The organism is Streptomyces fradiae (assembly GCF_041270065.1).
In the GTDB taxonomy this organism is placed as follows: domain Bacteria; phylum Actinomycetota; class Actinomycetes; order Streptomycetales; family Streptomycetaceae; genus Streptomyces.
The window spans coordinates 6,077,175-6,094,883 of sequence record NZ_CP065958.1; the positions used below are offsets into that span (position 1 = coordinate 6,077,175).

9 protein-coding genes are annotated in these 17,709 nt (G+C 73.7%); 7 read left to right on the forward strand and 2 right to left on the reverse strand.

Features of this window, described 5'->3' with window-relative positions; translation table 11 throughout:
* The first annotated feature begins 89 nt into the window (after nucleotides 1–89).
* Nucleotides 90–1,445, forward strand: coding sequence for an MFS transporter (locus JAO84_RS27760; RefSeq protein WP_370415261.1), 1,356 nt, complete (start codon nucleotides 90–92; stop codon nucleotides 1,443–1,445).
* A 19-nt stretch (nucleotides 1,446–1,464) separates the two neighbouring features.
* On the opposite strand, the gene JAO84_RS27765 is transcribed toward JAO84_RS27760, so the two are convergent.
* Nucleotides 1,465–2,370, reverse strand: a complete 906-nt coding sequence (locus JAO84_RS27765; RefSeq protein WP_370415262.1) for a LysR family transcriptional regulator — start codon at nucleotides 2,368–2,370, stop codon at nucleotides 1,465–1,467.
* A 155-nt stretch (nucleotides 2,371–2,525) separates the two neighbouring features.
* Between JAO84_RS27765 and JAO84_RS27770 the strand changes: the two genes are divergently transcribed.
* A complete protein-coding gene (locus tag JAO84_RS27770) occupies nucleotides 2,526–3,731 on the forward strand; it encodes an MFS transporter (protein ID WP_370415263.1) in 1,206 nt (401 codons plus the stop codon).
* A 108-nt stretch (nucleotides 3,732–3,839) separates the two neighbouring features.
* Here JAO84_RS27770 and JAO84_RS27775 read toward each other — a convergent pair whose 3' ends face one another.
* Complete coding sequence (locus tag JAO84_RS27775) at nucleotides 3,840–4,640, reverse strand: alpha/beta fold hydrolase (RefSeq protein ID WP_370415264.1); 801 nt, start codon at nucleotides 4,638–4,640, stop codon at nucleotides 3,840–3,842.
* Nucleotides 4,641–4,870: 230 nt separating this feature from the next.
* On the opposite strand from JAO84_RS27775, the gene JAO84_RS27780 reads away from it, so the two are divergent.
* From JAO84_RS27780 to JAO84_RS27800, 5 genes are all read left to right on the forward strand, one after another.
* A complete protein-coding gene (locus JAO84_RS27780) occupies nucleotides 4,871–12,193 on the forward strand; it encodes an amino acid adenylation domain-containing protein (RefSeq protein ID WP_370415265.1) in 7,323 nt (2,440 codons plus the stop codon).
* 28 nt (nucleotides 12,194–12,221) lie between these two features.
* Nucleotides 12,222–13,445, forward strand: a complete 1,224-nt coding sequence (locus tag JAO84_RS27785) for an FAD-dependent monooxygenase (RefSeq protein ID WP_370415266.1) — start codon at nucleotides 12,222–12,224, stop codon at nucleotides 13,443–13,445.
* A 33-nt stretch (nucleotides 13,446–13,478) separates the two neighbouring features.
* Nucleotides 13,479–14,357 carry an SDR family oxidoreductase gene (locus JAO84_RS27790; protein WP_370415267.1) on the forward strand — a complete coding sequence of 293 codons (879 nt, stop codon included), beginning with the start codon at nucleotides 13,479–13,481 and terminating at the stop codon, nucleotides 14,355–14,357.
* 359 nt (nucleotides 14,358–14,716) lie between these two features.
* Complete coding sequence (gene paaN / locus JAO84_RS27795) at nucleotides 14,717–16,459, forward strand: phenylacetic acid degradation protein PaaN (RefSeq protein ID WP_370415268.1); 1,743 nt, start codon at nucleotides 14,717–14,719, stop codon at nucleotides 16,457–16,459.
* Entirely contained in the window at nucleotides 16,456–17,649 is a 1,194-nt protein-coding gene (locus tag JAO84_RS27800; RefSeq protein ID WP_370415269.1) for a LuxR C-terminal-related transcriptional regulator, read from the forward strand. The genes paaN and JAO84_RS27800 overlap by 4 nt, the downstream gene beginning before the upstream one ends.
* Nucleotides 17,650–17,709: the final 60 nt, after the last annotated feature.

Here is a 17,709-nt window from a genome sequence, read left to right on the forward strand (position 1 = left end):
CCGGACCCCTGCTTCACGGCGTGTTCTCCGCAGATTCTGCTCTGCGGAATCTTCTGTTCCGTCGGGGTGCCCGCAGGCACCTTGTGACCATGAGCACAGCGAAGAGCGGCCCCGTCGAAGCGGCCGCGCCCTGGAGACCCGCCGCCCTCGTCATCGGCCTTTGCTGGTTGATCGTCGTCTTCGACGGCTACGACCTCATCGTCTACGGCACGACCATCCCGGCCCTGCTCAAGGAGCCGGGCTGGCAGCTCACCCCCGGCCAGGCCGGCACCATCGGCAGCCTCGCGTTCGCCGGCATGCTCGTCGGCGCGCTGTTCGCCGGCAACCTGGCCGACCGGCTGGGCAGGCGGCGCACCATCCTCGCCTGTGTCACCTGGTTCACGCTGTTCACCGGCCTGTGCGGCCTCGCGCCGAACGCGGAGGTCTTCGGCGTGCTGCGCTTCGTCGCCGGCCTCGGCCTCGGCGGTCTGGTGCCGTCCGCGAACGCGCTCGCCGCCGAGTTCGTCCCGGCCCGGTTCCGCTCGGTCGGCGCCACCGCGATGATGTCCGGCGTCCCCATCGGCGGCGCGCTCGCCGCGATCATCGGCATCCCCACCCTGCCGGCGCTCGGCTGGGAGGCGCTCTATCTCTTCGCCTTCAGCGGCTTCCTGCTCGTGGCCGCCCTCGGCCGCTGGCTGCCGGAGTCGGCCGTCTGGCTGCGCAGCAAGAACCGTGTCGACGAGGCCCGGGCCGTCGAGGCGCGGTACGGGCTCGGCGCGGCCGAGGACGCCCCGGCCGGGGATGCCGCTGCGACCGCCGCCCCGGCCACGTACCGCCCCGCCCTGAGCACCGTGCTCCGCCCGCCGTTCCTGCCGGCGACGCTGCTGTTCGGCGCCGCGACGGTCGCGACCCTGTTCGCCTGGTACGGCCTGGGTACGTGGCTGCCGAAGCTGACCGCGAGCGAGCCGCGCTTCGACCTCGGCAGCAACCCCCTCACCTATCTGCTCGCCCTCAACCTGGGCGCGGTCGCGGGCTCGGCGATCACCGCGTGGGTGGCCACCCGGATCGGCCCGCTGCGCAGCGCGATCATCGGCGCCGCCTGCGCCGCGATCGGGCTGGCCTCCCTGGTGACGTATCCGTCCTCGATCCTCGTCGTGTACGGAGCGCTGATCCTCGCCGGCGTCGGGACCCACGGCACCCAGTGCCTGATCATCTCGGCGGTCGCCGGGCACTACCCGCCGATCCTGCGCGGCACGGCCCTCGGGTTCGCGCTCGGCGCGGGCCGGATCGGTGCCGTGATCGCGCCGACCATGGCCGGTTGGCTGCTCGACGGCGGCTACGGCGTGAGCTCCAACTTCCTGCTCTTCGCCGGGGCTTCCGCACTGTCCGCCGTGCTGCTCGTCGCGCCGTATCTGCTCACCCGTTCCGCCCGGACGGCCGAGCCCGCCGGAGCGCTCGCCCGCTGAGCCGTACACCGGACAGGTTTCAGCCCCGCTCCTCGGCGAGGGTCTCGGCGACCACCTCCGCGAAGGCCTGTGCCTGCGGGGTCCCGGTCCGGCGGCGCAGGACCACGCCGAGGAGGGAGTCCGGGAGGCCCTCGACCGGGACGAAGGCGATGGATCCGCGGTGGCCGTGGTACTCGGCGGTCGAGCGGCAGAGCAGCATCGCGCCGCGGTCCGCGGCCGTCAGCGAGAGACCTTCCTGCAGGGTGTTGACCAGGGGGCCGGCCGGGATCGGCCGGCCCTCCGGCGTCTCGCGGGGAGCCTGGGCCAGGCGCCAGTACTCGGGGGCGGAGTCCTGGATGCCGATCAGCCGGCAGTCCGCGAGCTCCTCGGCCGACACCGCCGCGCGCCCCGCGAGGGGATGCCGGGCGGAGACCGCCAGGGTCTGCGGCTGCCGGGAGAACACCGGCCCGAGCAGCAGGTCCTCCTCCGCCACCGGCAGCAGGACCACCGCGCAGTCCACCTCCTTGCGGCGGACCGGCCCGAACGGATCGGACAGCGCGATCTCCGCCACCTCGATCGCGCACTGCGGATAGCGCTCCTCGAACCCGGTGATGGCCCGGGCCAGATAGTCGTCCACCGTGCCCTGGAAGCCGATCCGCAGCACCCCGTCGACGTTCCGGGCGGCCGCCCGGGCCTCGTCGACGGAGCTCCGCAGCGCCTCGTACGCCGGACGCAGCGAGGACAGGAAGGATTCGCCCAGCGGCGTCAGGCCCACCCGGCGGCTCGTCCGCTCCACCAGCGGGGCGCCGATCCGGCTCTCCAGGGAGCGGAGCAGCTGGCTGACCCGGCTCTGGGACAGATAGAGCCGCTCGCCCGCCCGGCCGAAATGCAGCTCCTCGGCGAGCACGAGGAAGGCCTCCAGCTCGCGGATGTCCAGACTGCTCATGGTCTCCCCTTCTGCGCCGCGGTCCCTGACGTTGTCTACCCGGGCGGGCGGCCGGTCCGCCAGGCGGGCCGGGGGAATCGATCAAGTAGCCGGGCTCATCGAAGCATGAGGGATTGGGCGTTGTTCCCGCAGGTCGCGGCGGGTTGGCTGAACTCATGGCACAGACAGAGGAAATCGCAGGGGTGACCCCGGAGGCTCCGGAACCCCGGGGCGGCGGCTGGCCCGCCGTGATCGCCGTCGCCGGCGCGACGTTCACCGTGGTCACGTCCGAGATGCTGCCGGTGGGGCTGCTCACGCCCATCGGCGAGGCGCTGAAGGTCACCGAGGGCACGGCAGGACTGACCCTGACCATCACGGGTCTGGTGGGCGCGGTGTCCGCGCCGCTGCTCACCCCGGCGCTCGGCCGCTTCGACCGGCGCCCGGTGCTGTGCGGTCTGATGGCGGTGCTGATCATCGGGAATCTGCTGGCAGCCTGGTCCCCGCACTTCGCCGTGATGGTCGCGGCCCGGGTCCTGGTCGGCATCGGCATGGGCGGAGTGTGGGCCATCGCCGCCGGTCTCGCGGTACGGCTCGTCCCGGGCAAGTCCGTCGGCCCGGCCACCTCGCTGGTCTTCAGCGGGATCGCCGTGGCCTCCGTGCTCGGCGTCCCGGCCGGCACGTACATCGGCGAACTCGCCGACTGGCAGACGGCGTTCGTCACCGTCGCCGGTCTCGCGCTCGTGGTCCTCGTGGCCCTGGCGGTGCTGCTGCCGAAGCTGCCCGCCGAGCAGGAGATCCGGCTCGGCGGTGTGCTGCGGCTCGTCGGCAACCCGCGGGTGGCCACCGGCCTCGGCGTGGTGCTGCTCCTGGTCACCGGCCACTTCGCCGCCTACACCTATGTACGCCCCGCCCTCGAGGAGATCTCGGGAGCCAGCGCGTCCGTGATCGGCACGCTCCTGCTCGTGTACGGCGTCGCCGGCGTGCTCGGCAACTTCGCCTCGGGCGCTCTCGCCTCGCGCACTCCGCGCGGCGCGCTCCTGGCGATCAGCCTGGTGCTCGCCGCCACGGTCTGCCTGATGCCGCTGATCGGCGGGTCGGTGGTCACGGCGACGGTGCTGCTCGCGGTCTGGGGCGTGTCGTACGGCGGGGTCTCGGTGTCCACCCAGACCTGGCTGCTCGCGGCGGCCCCCGAGGCCCGCGAGTCCGCGTCCGCCCTGTTCGTCGGCGTGTTCAACGGCTCGATCGCGCTGGGCGCGTTCGTCGGCGGCCTCGCGGCGGACGGCTCCGGCATCGAGGCCGTCATGTACCTGGGGGCGGCCCTCGCCGCCGGCGCCCTGGTGGTGACGGCCGTGGGCCGCGCACCGGCCGCCGGGCGCCTCTGACCGGCGAGCGCCACTGACCGGCGGGACCGGTTCCATGAGCCGGCGGCGCTCCGGGGCATTCCCTCGTCCCCGGGGCGCCGCCAACCCGACCACCGCCGGCCGGAGGGGTCACACCCCGAGGCCGTCGACACGGTCGAGGAACTTCCGGATCAGCTCGGCCCATTCGGCCGGCCGCTCGGCGGCGATGGCGTGCCCGCAGTCCAGGACCGCCAGCTCGGCCCCCGGGATTCCGTTCGCGAGTTCACGGGAGTGAAGAGGTGTGATGAGGAGATCCCGGGCCGGGGAGACGACCAGGACGGGCACCCGGATCGCGGCCAGATCGGGCCGCACGTCGATGTGGTCGAACAGCGCCAGCTGGGCGTCCGCGCCGGGCGGCATGCCCGCGGCGAAGAGCCCGAGCTGCTCCTCGATCTCCGCGCCGGAGCGCTCGTCCAGCCAGTCGGGCCCGCCGACCATCAGGGACAGATAGGCGGCCAGGTCCCGGCCGGCGGGATCGCTCCGGCCCAAGGACCGCCAGGTGTCGATCGCGAGCCGCAGGCGGGGATTGGGGAAGGCGAAGCCGGCGGAAAGCACGAGGGCGGTCACCCGTTCCGGATGCCGCACCGCGGCCCGTACCGCCACCGTCGTACCCATCGAGAAACCGGAAATGGCGAAGGAGTGCACGCCGGATTGCACGGCGCTTTCCACGATTTCGTCGGCGAGTATGTCAAGACTCAATGCGCGATCCGCGAGAGGGGTGGAACCGGAGCCCGGAAAATCGGGACCGACCACGGTCCTGGATTCGGCGAGAGTGCCGATCACCGGACCGAAGCTGTCCCGCACATCGCTGCCGGCGCCGTGCGCGAGCAGCAGGCCAGGGCCGGTTCCCCACACGGAGCGGGCCAACGAGGAAGGAGGTGAAGGGGTCATGGCGGCGATGCTAGCGAATCGCCATGCCAATTCCCGGAATTATCCGTCGACTTCACGCCACTGTGACAGACCACGTGACGGACCCCGTGATAGTCCCTTGGCAGGCCACTACCTGATCGAGTGGTCGGCGACTACTCGATCGAGTAGTGGTGGATCGGATCACGTGAAACGTAGGCTCACGAGCATCGGGCAACGAAATCCCCTGAGCCTGAATTATCGAAGGAAGGCCGATGCTCACTTCACGTCAGCTCCCGCTGTCCGCCTATCAGCGCGATATCTGGGCTGCCGAATCCGCCACCGCCGCCGACCCTCAGTTCAACGTCCTCCTCCACGAACGGCTGGACGGGGAGCTGGACACCGATGTCCTGTGCGCCTCCCTGGAGCACGTCCTCCGGGCCAACGACGCCTTCTCGCTGCGCTTCGACGACACCGCCGGCGTCCCCTTCCAGTGGCTCGCGACCGAGGACACCGCCCCCTGGGTGGAGTACGCCGACCACTCCGACGCGCCGGCCCCCGCCGCGGCCTGCGCCGCCCGCCGCCGGGACTCCTTCAACCGCCCCTTCGCGCTGCGCCGTTCGCGGATGTTCACGGCCGCCGTGCTGCGCGAGAGCGAGCGCGTGGTCCATCTCCTCCTGAACGTGCACCACTTGATCGCGGACGCCTGGGCGCTGAACCTCGTGCTGCGCCAGGTCCACGACGAGTACCTCCGCCGTACGACCGGCGCGGAGCCTGCCGGTGCCGGGACCCCCACCCCTTCTGTCGCGACGCTCCTCGACGCCGAGGCCGCCTACCGCGCCTCCGCCGCCCACGAGGAGGACCGCGCCCACCACCGTGAGGCCCTCGCCGGGGTCGCGCCCGCGCTCTTCACCCGTACCGTCGCCGCCGGCGAGGCGCCCGTGCTCCGCGGCCGGCACAGCGTCACCGTGGACGCCGCCCTGGTCCGCCGGATCCGCGCCCTCGGCAGCTCGCCCTTCGCCTTCGTCGCCGCCGCCTTCGCCGCCTACCTCGCCCGGGCGCACCGCGCCGACGAGGCCGTGCTCGGCGTGCCGTTCCTCAACCGCCCGTCCGAGGCCGAGAAGGCCGTCGTCGGCCAGGTCGCCAACAGCCTCCCGGTCCGTGTGGCCGTCGACGCCGGGGCGAGCCTGCCGGAGCTGGCCGCCCGGATCCGCACCGGCACCGACACCCTGCGCCGCCATGAGCGGCTCGCGCTCGGCGACGTGCTGCGCGAACTCCCGGCCACCGGCGCCGGATCCCGCCGCCTCTTCGACGTCACCCTGTCCTATCTGCGCTTCCCGCGCCCCGTGGCCCTGCCCGGCGTCACGGCCGAGACCACCGTCCAGGCACCCGTGCACGCCCAGGACGCGCTGTCCGTGATGATCCACGCCTTCGACGACGACGCCGACCTGCGGCTCGACCTCGACTACGCGCTCGACGTCTTCGACGAGGACCTGCCCATCACCGCCGTCGCCTACCAGCTGCTCACCCTGATCCGCGCCGGTGTCGAGCGGCCCGAACAGCCGGCCGTCACCCTGCCGCTGCTGAGCGAGGCCGGGTACGCCGACCTCGTCCACGACTCCCGGGGCCCGCGCGTCCCGTACGCCGACGACACCACCCTGCACGCGCTGATCGCCGCGCAGGCCGCCCGTACCCCGGACCGCACCGCCGTCACCAGCGCGGACGGCGCCCACACCCTGACGTACGCCGAACTCGACGCCCGCTCCAACCAGGTGGCCCGCGGGCTGCGCGCGCACGGCGTCGACACCGGCGACCGGGTCGCCGTCCTGATGGAGCGCTCGCCCCGGCTGCTCGTCGCACTGCTCGGCGTCCTGAAGGCGGGCGGCGCCTACGTGCCCGTCGACCCCGGCTACCCGGCCGAGCGGATCGGGCTGCTCCTGGAGGACAGCCGGGCCGCCGCCGTCCTCGTCGACCCCGACCCCGATTCCGACCCCGATTCCGGCACCACCCTGCACGGGGCGGCGGCCGGCAAGCCGCCGCTGACCGTGGCGGAACTGCTCACCGGACCCGACGGACCGCTCCCGCCGCACGCCGGCCCGCGCGACCTCGCGTACGTCATCTACACCTCCGGCTCCACCGGGCGGCCCAAGGGCGTCATGGTCGAGCACCACTCGGTCGTCAACCGGCTGGCCTGGATGCAGCGGGCCTATCCGGTCGGCGCGGACGACGTGCTGCTCCAGAAGACGCCGATCTCCTTCGACGTCTCCGTCTGGGAGCTGTTCTGGTGGGCGATCGAGGGCGCGGGCCTGGCCCTGCTGCCGGTCGGCGGCCAGCGCGACCCGCGGCAGATCCTCGCGACCATCGAGGACCGCGGAGTGACCGTGCTGCACTTCGTGCCCTCGATGCTCGGCCCCTTCCTCGACCTCCTGGAGGTCTCGCCGGAGCTCCGCGCCCGGGCCGGCTCGCTGCGCACGGTGTTCTGCAGCGGGGAGGCCCTGCCGGCGGCGCGCGTCGAGCAGTTCAACCGGGTGTTCGGCGCGGGTACCGCTACCGATGCCGGTCCCGGCGCCCCGCGCCTGGTCAACCTGTACGGGCCCACCGAGGCGACGGTCGACGTGTCGTACCACGACTGCCCGTCCGCGCCGGACGAGCCGGTCCGCCGGGTGCCCATCGGCCTGCCCATCGACAACACCGTCCTGTACGTGGTCGACGCGCACGGCGGCCTCCAGCCCCCCGGCCTGCCCGGCGAGCTGTGCATCGGCGGCGTCGGGGTGGCCCGCGGCTACCTCGACCGGCCGGAGCTCACGGCCGAGAAGTTCACCGAGGACCCCTTCCCCGCACGTCACACCACGGGGGAGGAGCCCTTCACCCCGGAGCGCCGGATCTACCACACCGGCGACCTCGCCCGCCGGCTCGCCGACGGCGGCATCGAGTACCTGGGCCGGATCGACGGCCAGGTCAAGATCCGCGGCAACCGCGTCGAACTGGGCGAGGTGCAGAACCGTCTCGCCTCCCTCCCCGGGATCCGCGACGCCCTCGTCGTCGACCGCGACACGGCGGCCCGCGGCACCGTGCTCGTCGCCTACCACGTCGCCGACGAGGCCCTCGACCCGTCCTGGCTGCGCGCCGAACTCGCCGCCCAGTTACCCGAGTTCATGATCCCGTCGTACTTCGTGCCGATCGACCGAATACCCCTCACGCCCAACGGCAAGGCCGACCGCCGCGCCCTGCCCGCCCCGGTCACCGGCTCCGCTTCCGAAGGCCACGGGAACGCAGGTGGTGCCGCCGAGCCGCCCCGGAACGCCACCGAGGAGACGCTGCTCCGCATCTGGTCCGAGGTCCTGGAGACCCCGCCCGGCCGGATCGGCGTCCACGACGACTACTACGCCCTCGGCGGCGACTCCATCACCCTGCTCCGCATCCAGGCGCAGGCCGAGAAGGCCGGCATCCGCTTCTCGCCGACCGACCTCATGAACCACCCCACCGTGGCCCAGCTGGCCGCCCGCGCGACCACCGGCGCCCCCGCCGCGCCCCGCGCCGAACTCGCGCCCTTCGCGCTCGTCTCCCAGGTGGACCGGGCCCGCCTCGAAGGCCGCGCCGACGCCCATCCGCTCACCCGCCTCCAGCTCGGGCTGCTCTACCACAGCCGGGCCGAGGAGCGTTCGGCCGTCTACCACGACGTCTTCCAGTACAGCCTGGTCCTCGACTGGGACGAGGACCGCTTCCGGGAGGCCTTCGACCGACTCGTCGCCCGCCACCCGGTGCTGCGCTCCTCCTTCGACCTCGGCGCCTTCTCCGAGCCGCTGCAGATCGTGGACCATGAAGTCGACGGCGGCCTGGAGGTCTCGGACCTGCGCGGCCGCCCCGAGTCCGAGGCCCGGGCGGAGATCGCCGCCCATGTCGAGGAACGCCGCTTCCACCGTTACGTGTTCGAGCGCGCCCCGCTCTACCTCTTCCGGGCGCACGTCCTGGACGACACGGTCGAGCTGGTGCTCAGCTTCCACCACGCGATCCTCGACGGCGGCAGCGTCGCCACCCTCCTGCGCGAACTCCTCCAGGACTATCTGCACCGCCTCGGCCACCCCATCGCGGCCGTCCCCGATACCGCCCTGCCCTCCGGCGCCCACCATGTGCTCGCCGAGCGCCGGGCCCTGGAGTCGGCGGACACCCGGCGCTTCTGGCAGGAGCGCCTTGCCGACGCCCCGCTGCCGCAGCTGGAGGCCTTCCGCCCGCACGAGACCCCGCGCGACGCCGAGCAGCTCACCCGGCTCGTCGACCTGCCCAGGGAACTCACCGACCAGGCACGGGACTTCGGTGCCGAGCGGGGTCTGCCGCTGAAGTCGGTGCTGTTCGCGGCGCACTGCCTCACCCTGCGCCTCTACTCCGGCCAGCCCGATGTCACCACCGGTCTGGTCACCCACGGCCGCCCCGAGATCGAGGACGCCGACCGCACCGCCGGCCTCTTCCTCAACACCATGCCCGTACGCCTCGACACCGGGGCCGCCGCCGACTGGGCGGGCGTGGTCCGCGCGGCCTTCGAGCAGGAGCGGCTCAGCCACGAGCACCGCCGCTACCCGCTCAGCGCCATCCAGGAGGACCGCGGCGCGACCGTCCTGGAGACCGCCTTCAACTACATCCACTTCCGGCAGCTCGCCGCCGTCCTCGAACTGCCCGGCGTGCGCATGCTCGACTTCCGGACCTGGGAGGAGACCAACTTCCAGCTGCTCGTCAACGCCATGACCGACCCGGTCGAGGGGACCGTGCGGCTGCGCATGGACTTCCACGGCCAGACCTTCACCCCGGCCCAGGCGGAGCTGTACGCCGACACGTTCACGGCCGTGCTCGACCGCGTCGTGCGGCACCCCGACGAGCCCGCGGACCTGGGCTTCCTGAGCCCGGAGCCGTACGAGACCGAGGGCGCCGCCCAGGCAGCCGACGCCCCCGAAGCCGGCGCCCCCTTCCAGGACGTGGCCCGCACCGTCGCCGAGCGGACCCGGCTGACCCCGGACGCGGTCGCGCTCGTCCAGGGGCCGCGCCGCTGGACGTACGCCGAACTCGGCGCCGCCGCCGACCGGGTGGCTGCCCGGCTGCTCGCCCTCGGCGCCCGGCCCGGCGACCGGGTGGGCATCGCCCTGCCCCGCTCGCCGGAGACCGTCGCCGTCATCCTGGGCGTCATGCGCGCCGGGGCCACGACCGTGCCCCTCGACGTCAGCTACCCGGTCGAACGCCTGACCTCGATGGTGAGCCAGGCCCGGCCCTTCCGGATCGTCGCCGGAGCCGAACACGTCGGCGCGCTCGGCGAACTGGCCCCGGTGCTCTCCGCCGAGGAGCTGTTCACCGAGACCGACGCCGAGGTCGAGGCCACGGCCACGGCCACGGCCGACCCCGCCATCGCGCCCGCCGACATCGCGTACATCCTCTTCACCTCCGGCTCCACCGGCGCCCCCAAGGGCGTCGCCATGCCGCACCGCTCGCTCGCGAACCTCGTGGCCTGGCAGAACTCCGTGCCGAGCGGTGTCGTCGGCGGCACCACCGCCCAGTACGCGCCCCTCAGCTTCGACGTCTCCTTCCAGGAGATCTTCTCGACGCTCTGCGGCGGCGGAACCCTCCACCTCCTCTCCGAGGACGAGCGCCGGGACATGCCCGCGCTGCTCCGCCTCCTCGACCGCGAGGGCGTCGAGCGCCTGTACCTCCCGTACGTCGCGCTCCAGCAGCTCGCCGAGGCCGCCGCCGCGCTCGACCTGGCGCCGCGCGGTCTGAAGGCCCTGCTCTCCTCCGGCGAACAGCTGCGCGTCACCGACGAGATCCGGCGCCTGTGCGCGGCACTGCCCGGGGTGATCCTGGAGAACCAGTACGGGCCCACCGAGTCCCATGTGATCACCGCGTACACCATGCAGGGCGACCCGGCCCGCTTCCCGGCCCTTCCGCCCATCGGCCGCCCCGTCGACCGGTCCCGGGTGCACGTCCTGGACGGGCGGGGGCGTCCGGTGCCGGCCGGCGTCAAGGGCGAGCTGTATCTGGCCGGCGACTGCCTCGCCGAGGGGTACGTGGGCCGGGCCGACCTGACCGCCGAGCGGTTCACCGTCCACCCCGTCACCGGCGAACGCCTCTACCGCAGCGGCGACCTGGGCATGCGGCTGCCCGGCGGCGACATCGTGTGCCTGGGCCGGGCCGACTCCCAGGTCAAGGTGCGCGGCTACCGGGTGGAGCCGGCCGAGGTCGAGCTGGCCGTCGGCCGCTTCGCCGCCGGACACCCCGGCATCCAGGAGGTCGCCGTCGTCGCCCGCCGGCGCGAGGGCAACGACTCCTTCCTGGCCGCCTTCCTGACCGGCGACCGCGACGGCGCCGACCTGGTCCTGCTGCGCAAGCAGCTGCGTACCGTACTGCCCGACTACATGACGCCCTCGCACTTCGAGTGGCTGCCCGCCCTCCCGCTCACCCCGAGCGGCAAACGGGACGACGCCGCGCTGCGCCGGACGCCGCTGACCGCCGACACGGCGGCCGACGAGGCCGAGCCGCTCGACGCGTACGAGCGGACGCTGACCGCGATGCTCGCCGACCTCCTCCAGCTGCCGGCGGTGGGCCCGCACCAGAACATCTTCGACCTCGGCGGCACCTCGCTCACCGCGATGCGCCTGGTCGTGCAGATCGAGCAGCGGTACGGCACCAGCATCCCGCTCTCGGACTTCGTCGCGGCGCCCACGGCGGCGGCCCTCGCGGCCCGGCTGCGCTCCGGCGAGGCCAGGACCGCCTTCGACCCGCTGGTGCCCATCCGCACCGACGGCGACCGGCGCCCGATGTTCTTCGTGCACCCCATGGGCGGCAACGTGCTCTGCTACGTGCGCTTCGCCAAGCACCTCCCGGACGACCAGCCCTTCTACGCGCTCCAGGCGGCCGGCGCCGACCCGGGCACCGAGGCGCTGCGCAGCGTGGAGGAGATCGCCGCCGGCTATGTCGAGGCGATCCGCCGGGTGCAGCCCAGCGGCCCGTACGTGATCGGCGGCTGGTCCTTCGGCGGCTTCGTCGCCTTCGAGATGGCCCGCCAACTGCGCGCGGCGGGGGAGAAGATCGCCCGTCTGGTGCTGCTCGACACCACCGCGCTCAACCCCGGGCGGCGGCTGAACACCGGCGACGAGGCGCTGCTCGGCTGGTTCTTCTGGGAGCTGCTCTGGCTGCGCCGCGGCGGGGACTCCCCGCTGGAGCTGATCCCGGCCGAACTGGGCACGCTGGAGGAGAAGTTCGACTTCATCGCCCAGCTGGCCATCGACGAGGGCGTGCTGCCGGCCGGCAGCACCGGGGCGGTCGTCCGGCGCCTGTTCCAGGTGTACGAGGCGAACTGGAAGGCGGCCTTCGCCTACCGCCCCGAGGTGGTGGACCAGGACATGGTCCTCATCCACGCCTCGGAGCCGCTGCCGGAGGTCCTCAACTCGATGCACACCGCCATCGAGAGCATGCACAAGGACCCCACGAACGGCTGGCGCGAGCGCACCAGCGGCGTCCTCGACGTGGTCGACGTCCCCGGCGACCACCTCACGATCATGGAGGAACCGCACGTCGGCCACATGGTCAGGACCGTCGTCGAGCTGATCGGCGAGTGACATGACCACCCCTCACACCACCCATCGAATGAGTACAGAGAAAGAGACGGACGGCACCATGGGGCGAAGCGGCAGCGGCACGCCACGGAAGGCGATCGTCCTCGGCGCGGGCATCGGCGGTCTCACCGCCGCCGTCGCCCTGCGCGAGGCGGGCCTGGACGTCGAGGTGTACGAGCGGGCCGGCGAGCTGCGCGCCGCCGGTTCCGGTCTCTCGGTGATGAGCAACGCCGTCGGCGCCCTGGACTCCCTCGGCGTGGGCATCGACCTGGAGAAGCGGGGCACGGCCCTGGAGTCGTACCACGTCAGGACCGCGCGGGGCCGGCTGATCCGGGAGTTCCCCTTCCCGGAGATCATCGGGCGGCTCGGCGTGCCCAGCGTGCTGATCACCCGCCCCGACCTCCAGGCCGCCCTGCTCGAAGCGGCCGACGGCATTCCGCTCACCCTCGGTGCCACCGCCACCGGCTACGAGACCGGGGAGGACCCCGCCGACGGGGTGCGGGTGCGCTTCGAGGACGGGCGCGAGGCCCACGCCGACGTGCTGATCGGCGCCGACGGCTTCCACTCCGTGGTCCGCAGGCAGCTGGTCGGCCCGGAGGACTCCCAGGACAGCGGGTACCTCTGCTGGCTGGCCGTGGTGCCGTTCGCGCACCCGAGGTTCGCCCCGGGCTCGGTCACCCACTACTGGGGCAGCGGCCGGCGCTTCGGCATGGTCGACATGGGTGGCGGCCGGCTCTACTGGTGGGGCACGAAGAACATGCCCGCCGAGCGCTCCGCGCACTGGCGGGGCGGCAAGGACGAGATCCTCGCCACCTACGCCGGCTGGGCGGACGAGGTCCAGGAGGCCGTCCGGGTCACCCCCGAGGCGGACATCATCGCGGTGCCCTCCCGGGACCGGGCCTTCCTGGAGCGCTGGGGCCGGGGTCCGGTCACGCTGCTCGGCGACGCCGCCCACCCGATGCTCACCAGCCTGGGCCAGGGCTCCGGCATGGCCATCGAGGACGCCGTCGTGCTCGGCCGGGCCCTCAAGGGCGCCACCGACCTCCCGCGCGCCCTGCGCCGCTACGAGGACGAGCGCCGGGAGCGCACCCGCGGCATGGTGGCCGCCTCCCGCGGCATCAGCACCTTCGAGCAGTCGGAGGACCCGGTGCGCCGGCCCGTCCGGGACGCCTACTTCCGGTTCATGCCGGCCCGCAGGCTGGTCCGCACCCTGGAGGAGTCCCTCACCTTCCCCCTGCACCCCGCAGCGGTGTGACCGCCGCCGGACGACCGTAGGAAAGGAAAGATCATGTCAGGCACATTCGGCGCCCTCACCCCGCACGGCAGGTCCGTGCTCGTCACCGGGGCCTCCTCCGGCCTGGGCCGGGTCTGCGCGCTCGTCCTGGAGCGCGCCGGCTTCCGGGTGTTCGCGGGCGTGCGCCAGGAGGCCGACGGCGAGGCGCTCGCCCAGGACGCCGCGTACGGCAGGATCACCCCGGTCCGTATCGACGTGACCGAGGAGAAGAGCATCGCCGCGGCGGCCGAGCGGGTCGCCGGGGCCGTCGGCGACGGCGGTCTGTGGGGACTGGTCAACAACGCGGGCATCTGCGTCTCGGCGCCGCTCGAATGCGTCGCGCCCGAACAGCTCCGCCGCCAGCTGGACATCAACGTGGTCGGCCAGCTCGCCGTCACCCAGGCGTTCCTGCCCCAGCTGCGACGCGCCCGGGGCCGGGTGGTCAACGTGACCTCGGGGCTCGGCAGCGTGGCCATCCCGTATCTGGGGGCCTATGCCTCGGCCCAGTTCGCCAAGGAGGCCCTCACCGATGTGCTGCGGCGCGAACTGCGGCCGCACGGCGTGGACGTGAGCGTGGTCCAGCCCGGGGCGATCATGACCCCGATCTGGGGGAAGGTCACCGAGACCGCCCGGGCCGCCATGGACGGCGTCCCCGAGCCGGTCGCCGAGCTCTACCGCATCCCGTTCCACCGCTTCCTGCACGCCAACGAGCGCCAGGCCAGGGACAGCAGGACCCGCCCCGAGGACTTCGCGCGCACCGTCGGACAGGCGCTCACCGCCCGGCGGCCCCGGTCCCGCTACCGGGTCGGCGCGGACGCCCGCACGGTGAGCGTGCTCGCCCGGGCCCTGCCCGACGCGGCCCTCGACCGCTATCTGCGCCCGATCACGCAGTAGGGCCGCGGAATTCGGTTCGGCCCGGGCCCGCAGCCCGGGCCGAAAGGCCCGTAGGAAACCGGCCAGCCGACGGGCCCGCCCGACCGCCCTCCCAGAGGGATCACGCCATGATCGTGACCGGAACCCCATGTCCCGGACATGTCACGGCAGTTCCGCTTTCGTCCCCCGGGAAGGCCGGGCGGGCCGCCAAGGGCCCGCACGACCACGCGCGTTCACGGGCTCCGGCACCCTCGCCCCGCCCCCCGGCGCGCGGCCGGCCCGCGGTGCCCGGCGCGGCGGGCGTGAACGATACGTCAAGTCGGCGCACTGACCGAGTTTGCTGTGGAACCGGTGATCCCCGTACGACAAGGATGAAGATCATGGCCCGCACCCTTCCGCACCCTTCCCCCACCGCGGCCGCCGCCCCGGCGCGCCTGATCGCCCGGCACCGGACCACCCTGGACCGGGCCCTGACCGCCGTCCGCACCCGTGAGCACTGGTCGCCCTACCCCGAGGACACCCGGGTCTACGGACCCGGCGGCGCCGCCGACGGCGAGGCCTCCTTACGCGCCCTGCTGGGGCGGCCGTTCGAGCTCGGCCAGCCCGGCCGCGACGGCACGGTCGGCCCGGCGCCCGAGCGGGGCGGCGAGCGCTCCCCGTACGGTTTCGACCTCGGCATCTCCTACGCCCACCACGACCCCGCCGTCCTGCTGCCCGCCCTGGCGGCCGCCCTTCCGGCCTGGCGGGACGCCGGGCCCGAGGTCCGGGCCGCCGTCTGCCTGGAGATCCTGGACCGGATCAACGCCCGCAGCCCCGAATTCGCGGCCGCCGCCGAGCACACCAGCGGCCACAACCCCGTCATGGCCTTACACGCCGGCGCCGTCCACGCCCAGGACCGCGGCCTGGAGGCCGTCGCCTACGCCTACGCCGAGCAGACCCGGCTGCCCGCGAGCGCGCACTGGCGCAAGCCGCAGGGCCCGGGCCGCACCGTCGACATCCACAAGCGGTTCACGGCCGTGCCCCGCGGGATCTCCCTGGTCGTCGGCAACAGCGTCTTCCCCGCCTGGAACGGCTACCCCGGCCTCTTCGCCTCGCTCGCCACCGGCAACCCCGTCCTGGTCAAACCGCACCCCGCCGCCGTCCTCCCGCTCGCGCTCACCGTCCGCCTCGCCCGGGAGGTGCTCGCCGAGGCCGGCTTCGACCCGAACCTGGTGTGTCTGGCCCCCGAGCACCCCGGCGAAGGGCTCGCCCGGCGCCTCGCGACCGCCCCCGAGGTGCGCCTGGTGGACTACTCGGGCCGGACCGCCTTCGCCGACTGGCTCCACGAACACGCCCGCCAGGCCCGGGTCTTCACCGCCCTCTCGGCCGTGAACTCGCTGCTCGTCGAGTCCACCGGCGACTACCGAGACATGCTCGCCAACCTCGCCTTCTCCGTCTCCCTCTACAGCGGCCAGCTCTGCACCAGCCCGCAGAACCTGCTGATCCCGCGCGGCGGCATCGCCACCGACGAGGGGCACAAGGCGTACGAGGAGGTGGTCGCCGACCTCGGCACCGCCCTGGACGCCCTGCTCGGCGACGACGGCGCGGCCTGCGAGGTCCTGGGCGCGCTGCTCGGCCCCGAGGTCCTGGCCCGGGTGGACCTGGCGATGTCCGGTGCCCTGGGCCCGGTCGGCGTGCCGTCGCGGGCGGTCCGGCATCCCGCGTACCCGGACGCCGTCGTGCGTACCCCCGTCGTCGTCACGCTCGACGCCGCCCGGGACGCGGACCGCGCGACCCTGCTCGCCGAACGGCTCGGACCGGTCTGTCTCGCGGTGGCCGTGGACTCCGCGGCGGCGGGCGTCGAACTCGTCGCGGAGACCACGAAGACCTGCGGCGCGCTCTCCGTCGGCCTGTACTCCGTCTCCGAGGAGGTGACGGAGGCGATGACGGCCGCCTGCGCCGAGGCCGGCGTGATGCTCTCCACCAATCTGATGGGGGACTGGTACATCTCGCAGTCCGCCGTCTACTCCGATCTGCACGGCACCGGCATGAACCCCGCGGGCAACGCCGTGTACAGCGACGGCGCCTTCGTGGCGGAACGTTTCCGGACGGTGGTCGTACGCCGCTACGGCGGTGCCACATGAACACCGTCCTGGCCCCGGAGGCGCCGCTGCGCGGCCGGGAACGCGAACTGGCGCTCATCCGCGAGGTGCTTGAGCACGGCAGCCGCGGCGGCACCGCCGTACTCACCCTCGAGGGAATGCCGGGCATCGGCAAGACCCGGCTGCTCAGCGAGGCGGCCGCCCTCGCCCGGCAGCTCGGCTACCAGCCCCCGCGCCGCCCGCACGGCCGGGAGGCGCGCCACCACCGCCTGTCCGCCGCCCGCACCGCCGCCCGGCCCGCCGGACCCCATCTGGTGATCCTCGACGACCCCTGCGGGACCCCCGACCGCCCCGCACACCGGGCCCGCGTCCCCGCACCCCGCGGCCGCCCCGGCCCGGGCCGCGGCGTGCTGCTCATCGCCCACCGGCCCGGCGAGACCGCCGCGCTGCCCGGATCCCTGCTCGCCGACCCGGCCGTCCGCACCGAACGCCTCGTCCTCGGACCGCTGGCCCCCGCCGACACCCACCGGCTCGCCCACGACCTGCTCGGCGCGCCGCCCGCCCGCTCCCTCACGCCGCTCGTCGACGACACCGGAGGCCACCCCCGGCTGCTCATCGAGCTGCTCACCGGCCTCCGCGAGGAGGACGGCGTCGAGCTGACCGGCGGCGAGGCCGAACTCCTCACCGAGCGCCTGCCGGCCCGCCTCTCCGCCCGCGTACGGGCCACCCTGGAGCGCTACTCGCCGTCCTGCCGCCAACTGCTCCGCGTGGCCGCGGTCCTGGGCGACGAGGTCGTGTACGCCGAACTGGCCCTGATGCTGCGCACCTCCGTCTCCGCCCTGCTGCCCACCCTGGAGGAGGTCCGCGCCACCGGAGTGGTCCGCGACACCGGCACCCGCGCCGCCTTCCACAGCGCCCTGCTGCGCCGGCTCGTCGCGGAGTCCGTACCGGCCCCCGTACGGCTCGCCCTGGAGCAGGAGGCCGCGACGCTCCGCCCCGCCCGCCGGGGCCAGCGCCAGAGCCCGCAGGCACCGGCGGCCCGGCACGGCGAACCCAGCGGACAGCAGCGCGCCCTGGTGGCCCTGGTCGCCGAGGGCCTGACCAACCAGCAGATCGCCAGCCGGCTCGCCCTGTCGCCGCACACCGTCAACTACCACCTCCGCAAGCTGTTCAAGCACTACGGAGTGAGCTCGCGCATCGACCTGCTGCGGGCCGCCGCCCGCGCCCACTAGGGCCGCCGTCCCTCGCCCGCCTGCACACCGCCCACCTGCCCCGACCGGAGGTCCCCACCC

What these genes read in the sequence shown, in the direction of transcription:
- JAO84_RS27760 (WP_370415261.1), top strand. Translation starts at nt 90, where the DNA reads ATGAGCACAGCGAAGAGCGGCCCCGTCGAAGCGGCCGCGCCCTGGAGA.
- JAO84_RS27765 (WP_370415262.1), bottom strand. Translation starts at nt 2,370, where the DNA reads ATGAGCAGTCTGGACATCCGCGAGCTGGAGGCCTTCCTCGTGCTCGCC.
- JAO84_RS27770 (WP_370415263.1), top strand. Translation starts at nt 2,526, where the DNA reads ATGGCACAGACAGAGGAAATCGCAGGGGTGACCCCGGAGGCTCCGGAA.
- JAO84_RS27775 (WP_370415264.1), bottom strand. Translation starts at nt 4,640, where the DNA reads ATGACCCCTTCACCTCCTTCCTCGTTGGCCCGCTCCGTGTGGGGAACC.
- JAO84_RS27780 (WP_370415265.1), top strand. Translation starts at nt 4,871, where the DNA reads ATGCTCACTTCACGTCAGCTCCCGCTGTCCGCCTATCAGCGCGATATC.
- JAO84_RS27785 (WP_370415266.1), top strand. Translation starts at nt 12,222, where the DNA reads ATGAGTACAGAGAAAGAGACGGACGGCACCATGGGGCGAAGCGGCAGC.
- JAO84_RS27790 (WP_370415267.1), top strand. Translation starts at nt 13,479, where the DNA reads ATGTCAGGCACATTCGGCGCCCTCACCCCGCACGGCAGGTCCGTGCTC.
- paaN (WP_370415268.1), top strand. Translation starts at nt 14,717, where the DNA reads ATGGCCCGCACCCTTCCGCACCCTTCCCCCACCGCGGCCGCCGCCCCG.
- JAO84_RS27800 (WP_370415269.1), top strand. Translation starts at nt 16,456, where the DNA reads ATGAACACCGTCCTGGCCCCGGAGGCGCCGCTGCGCGGCCGGGAACGC.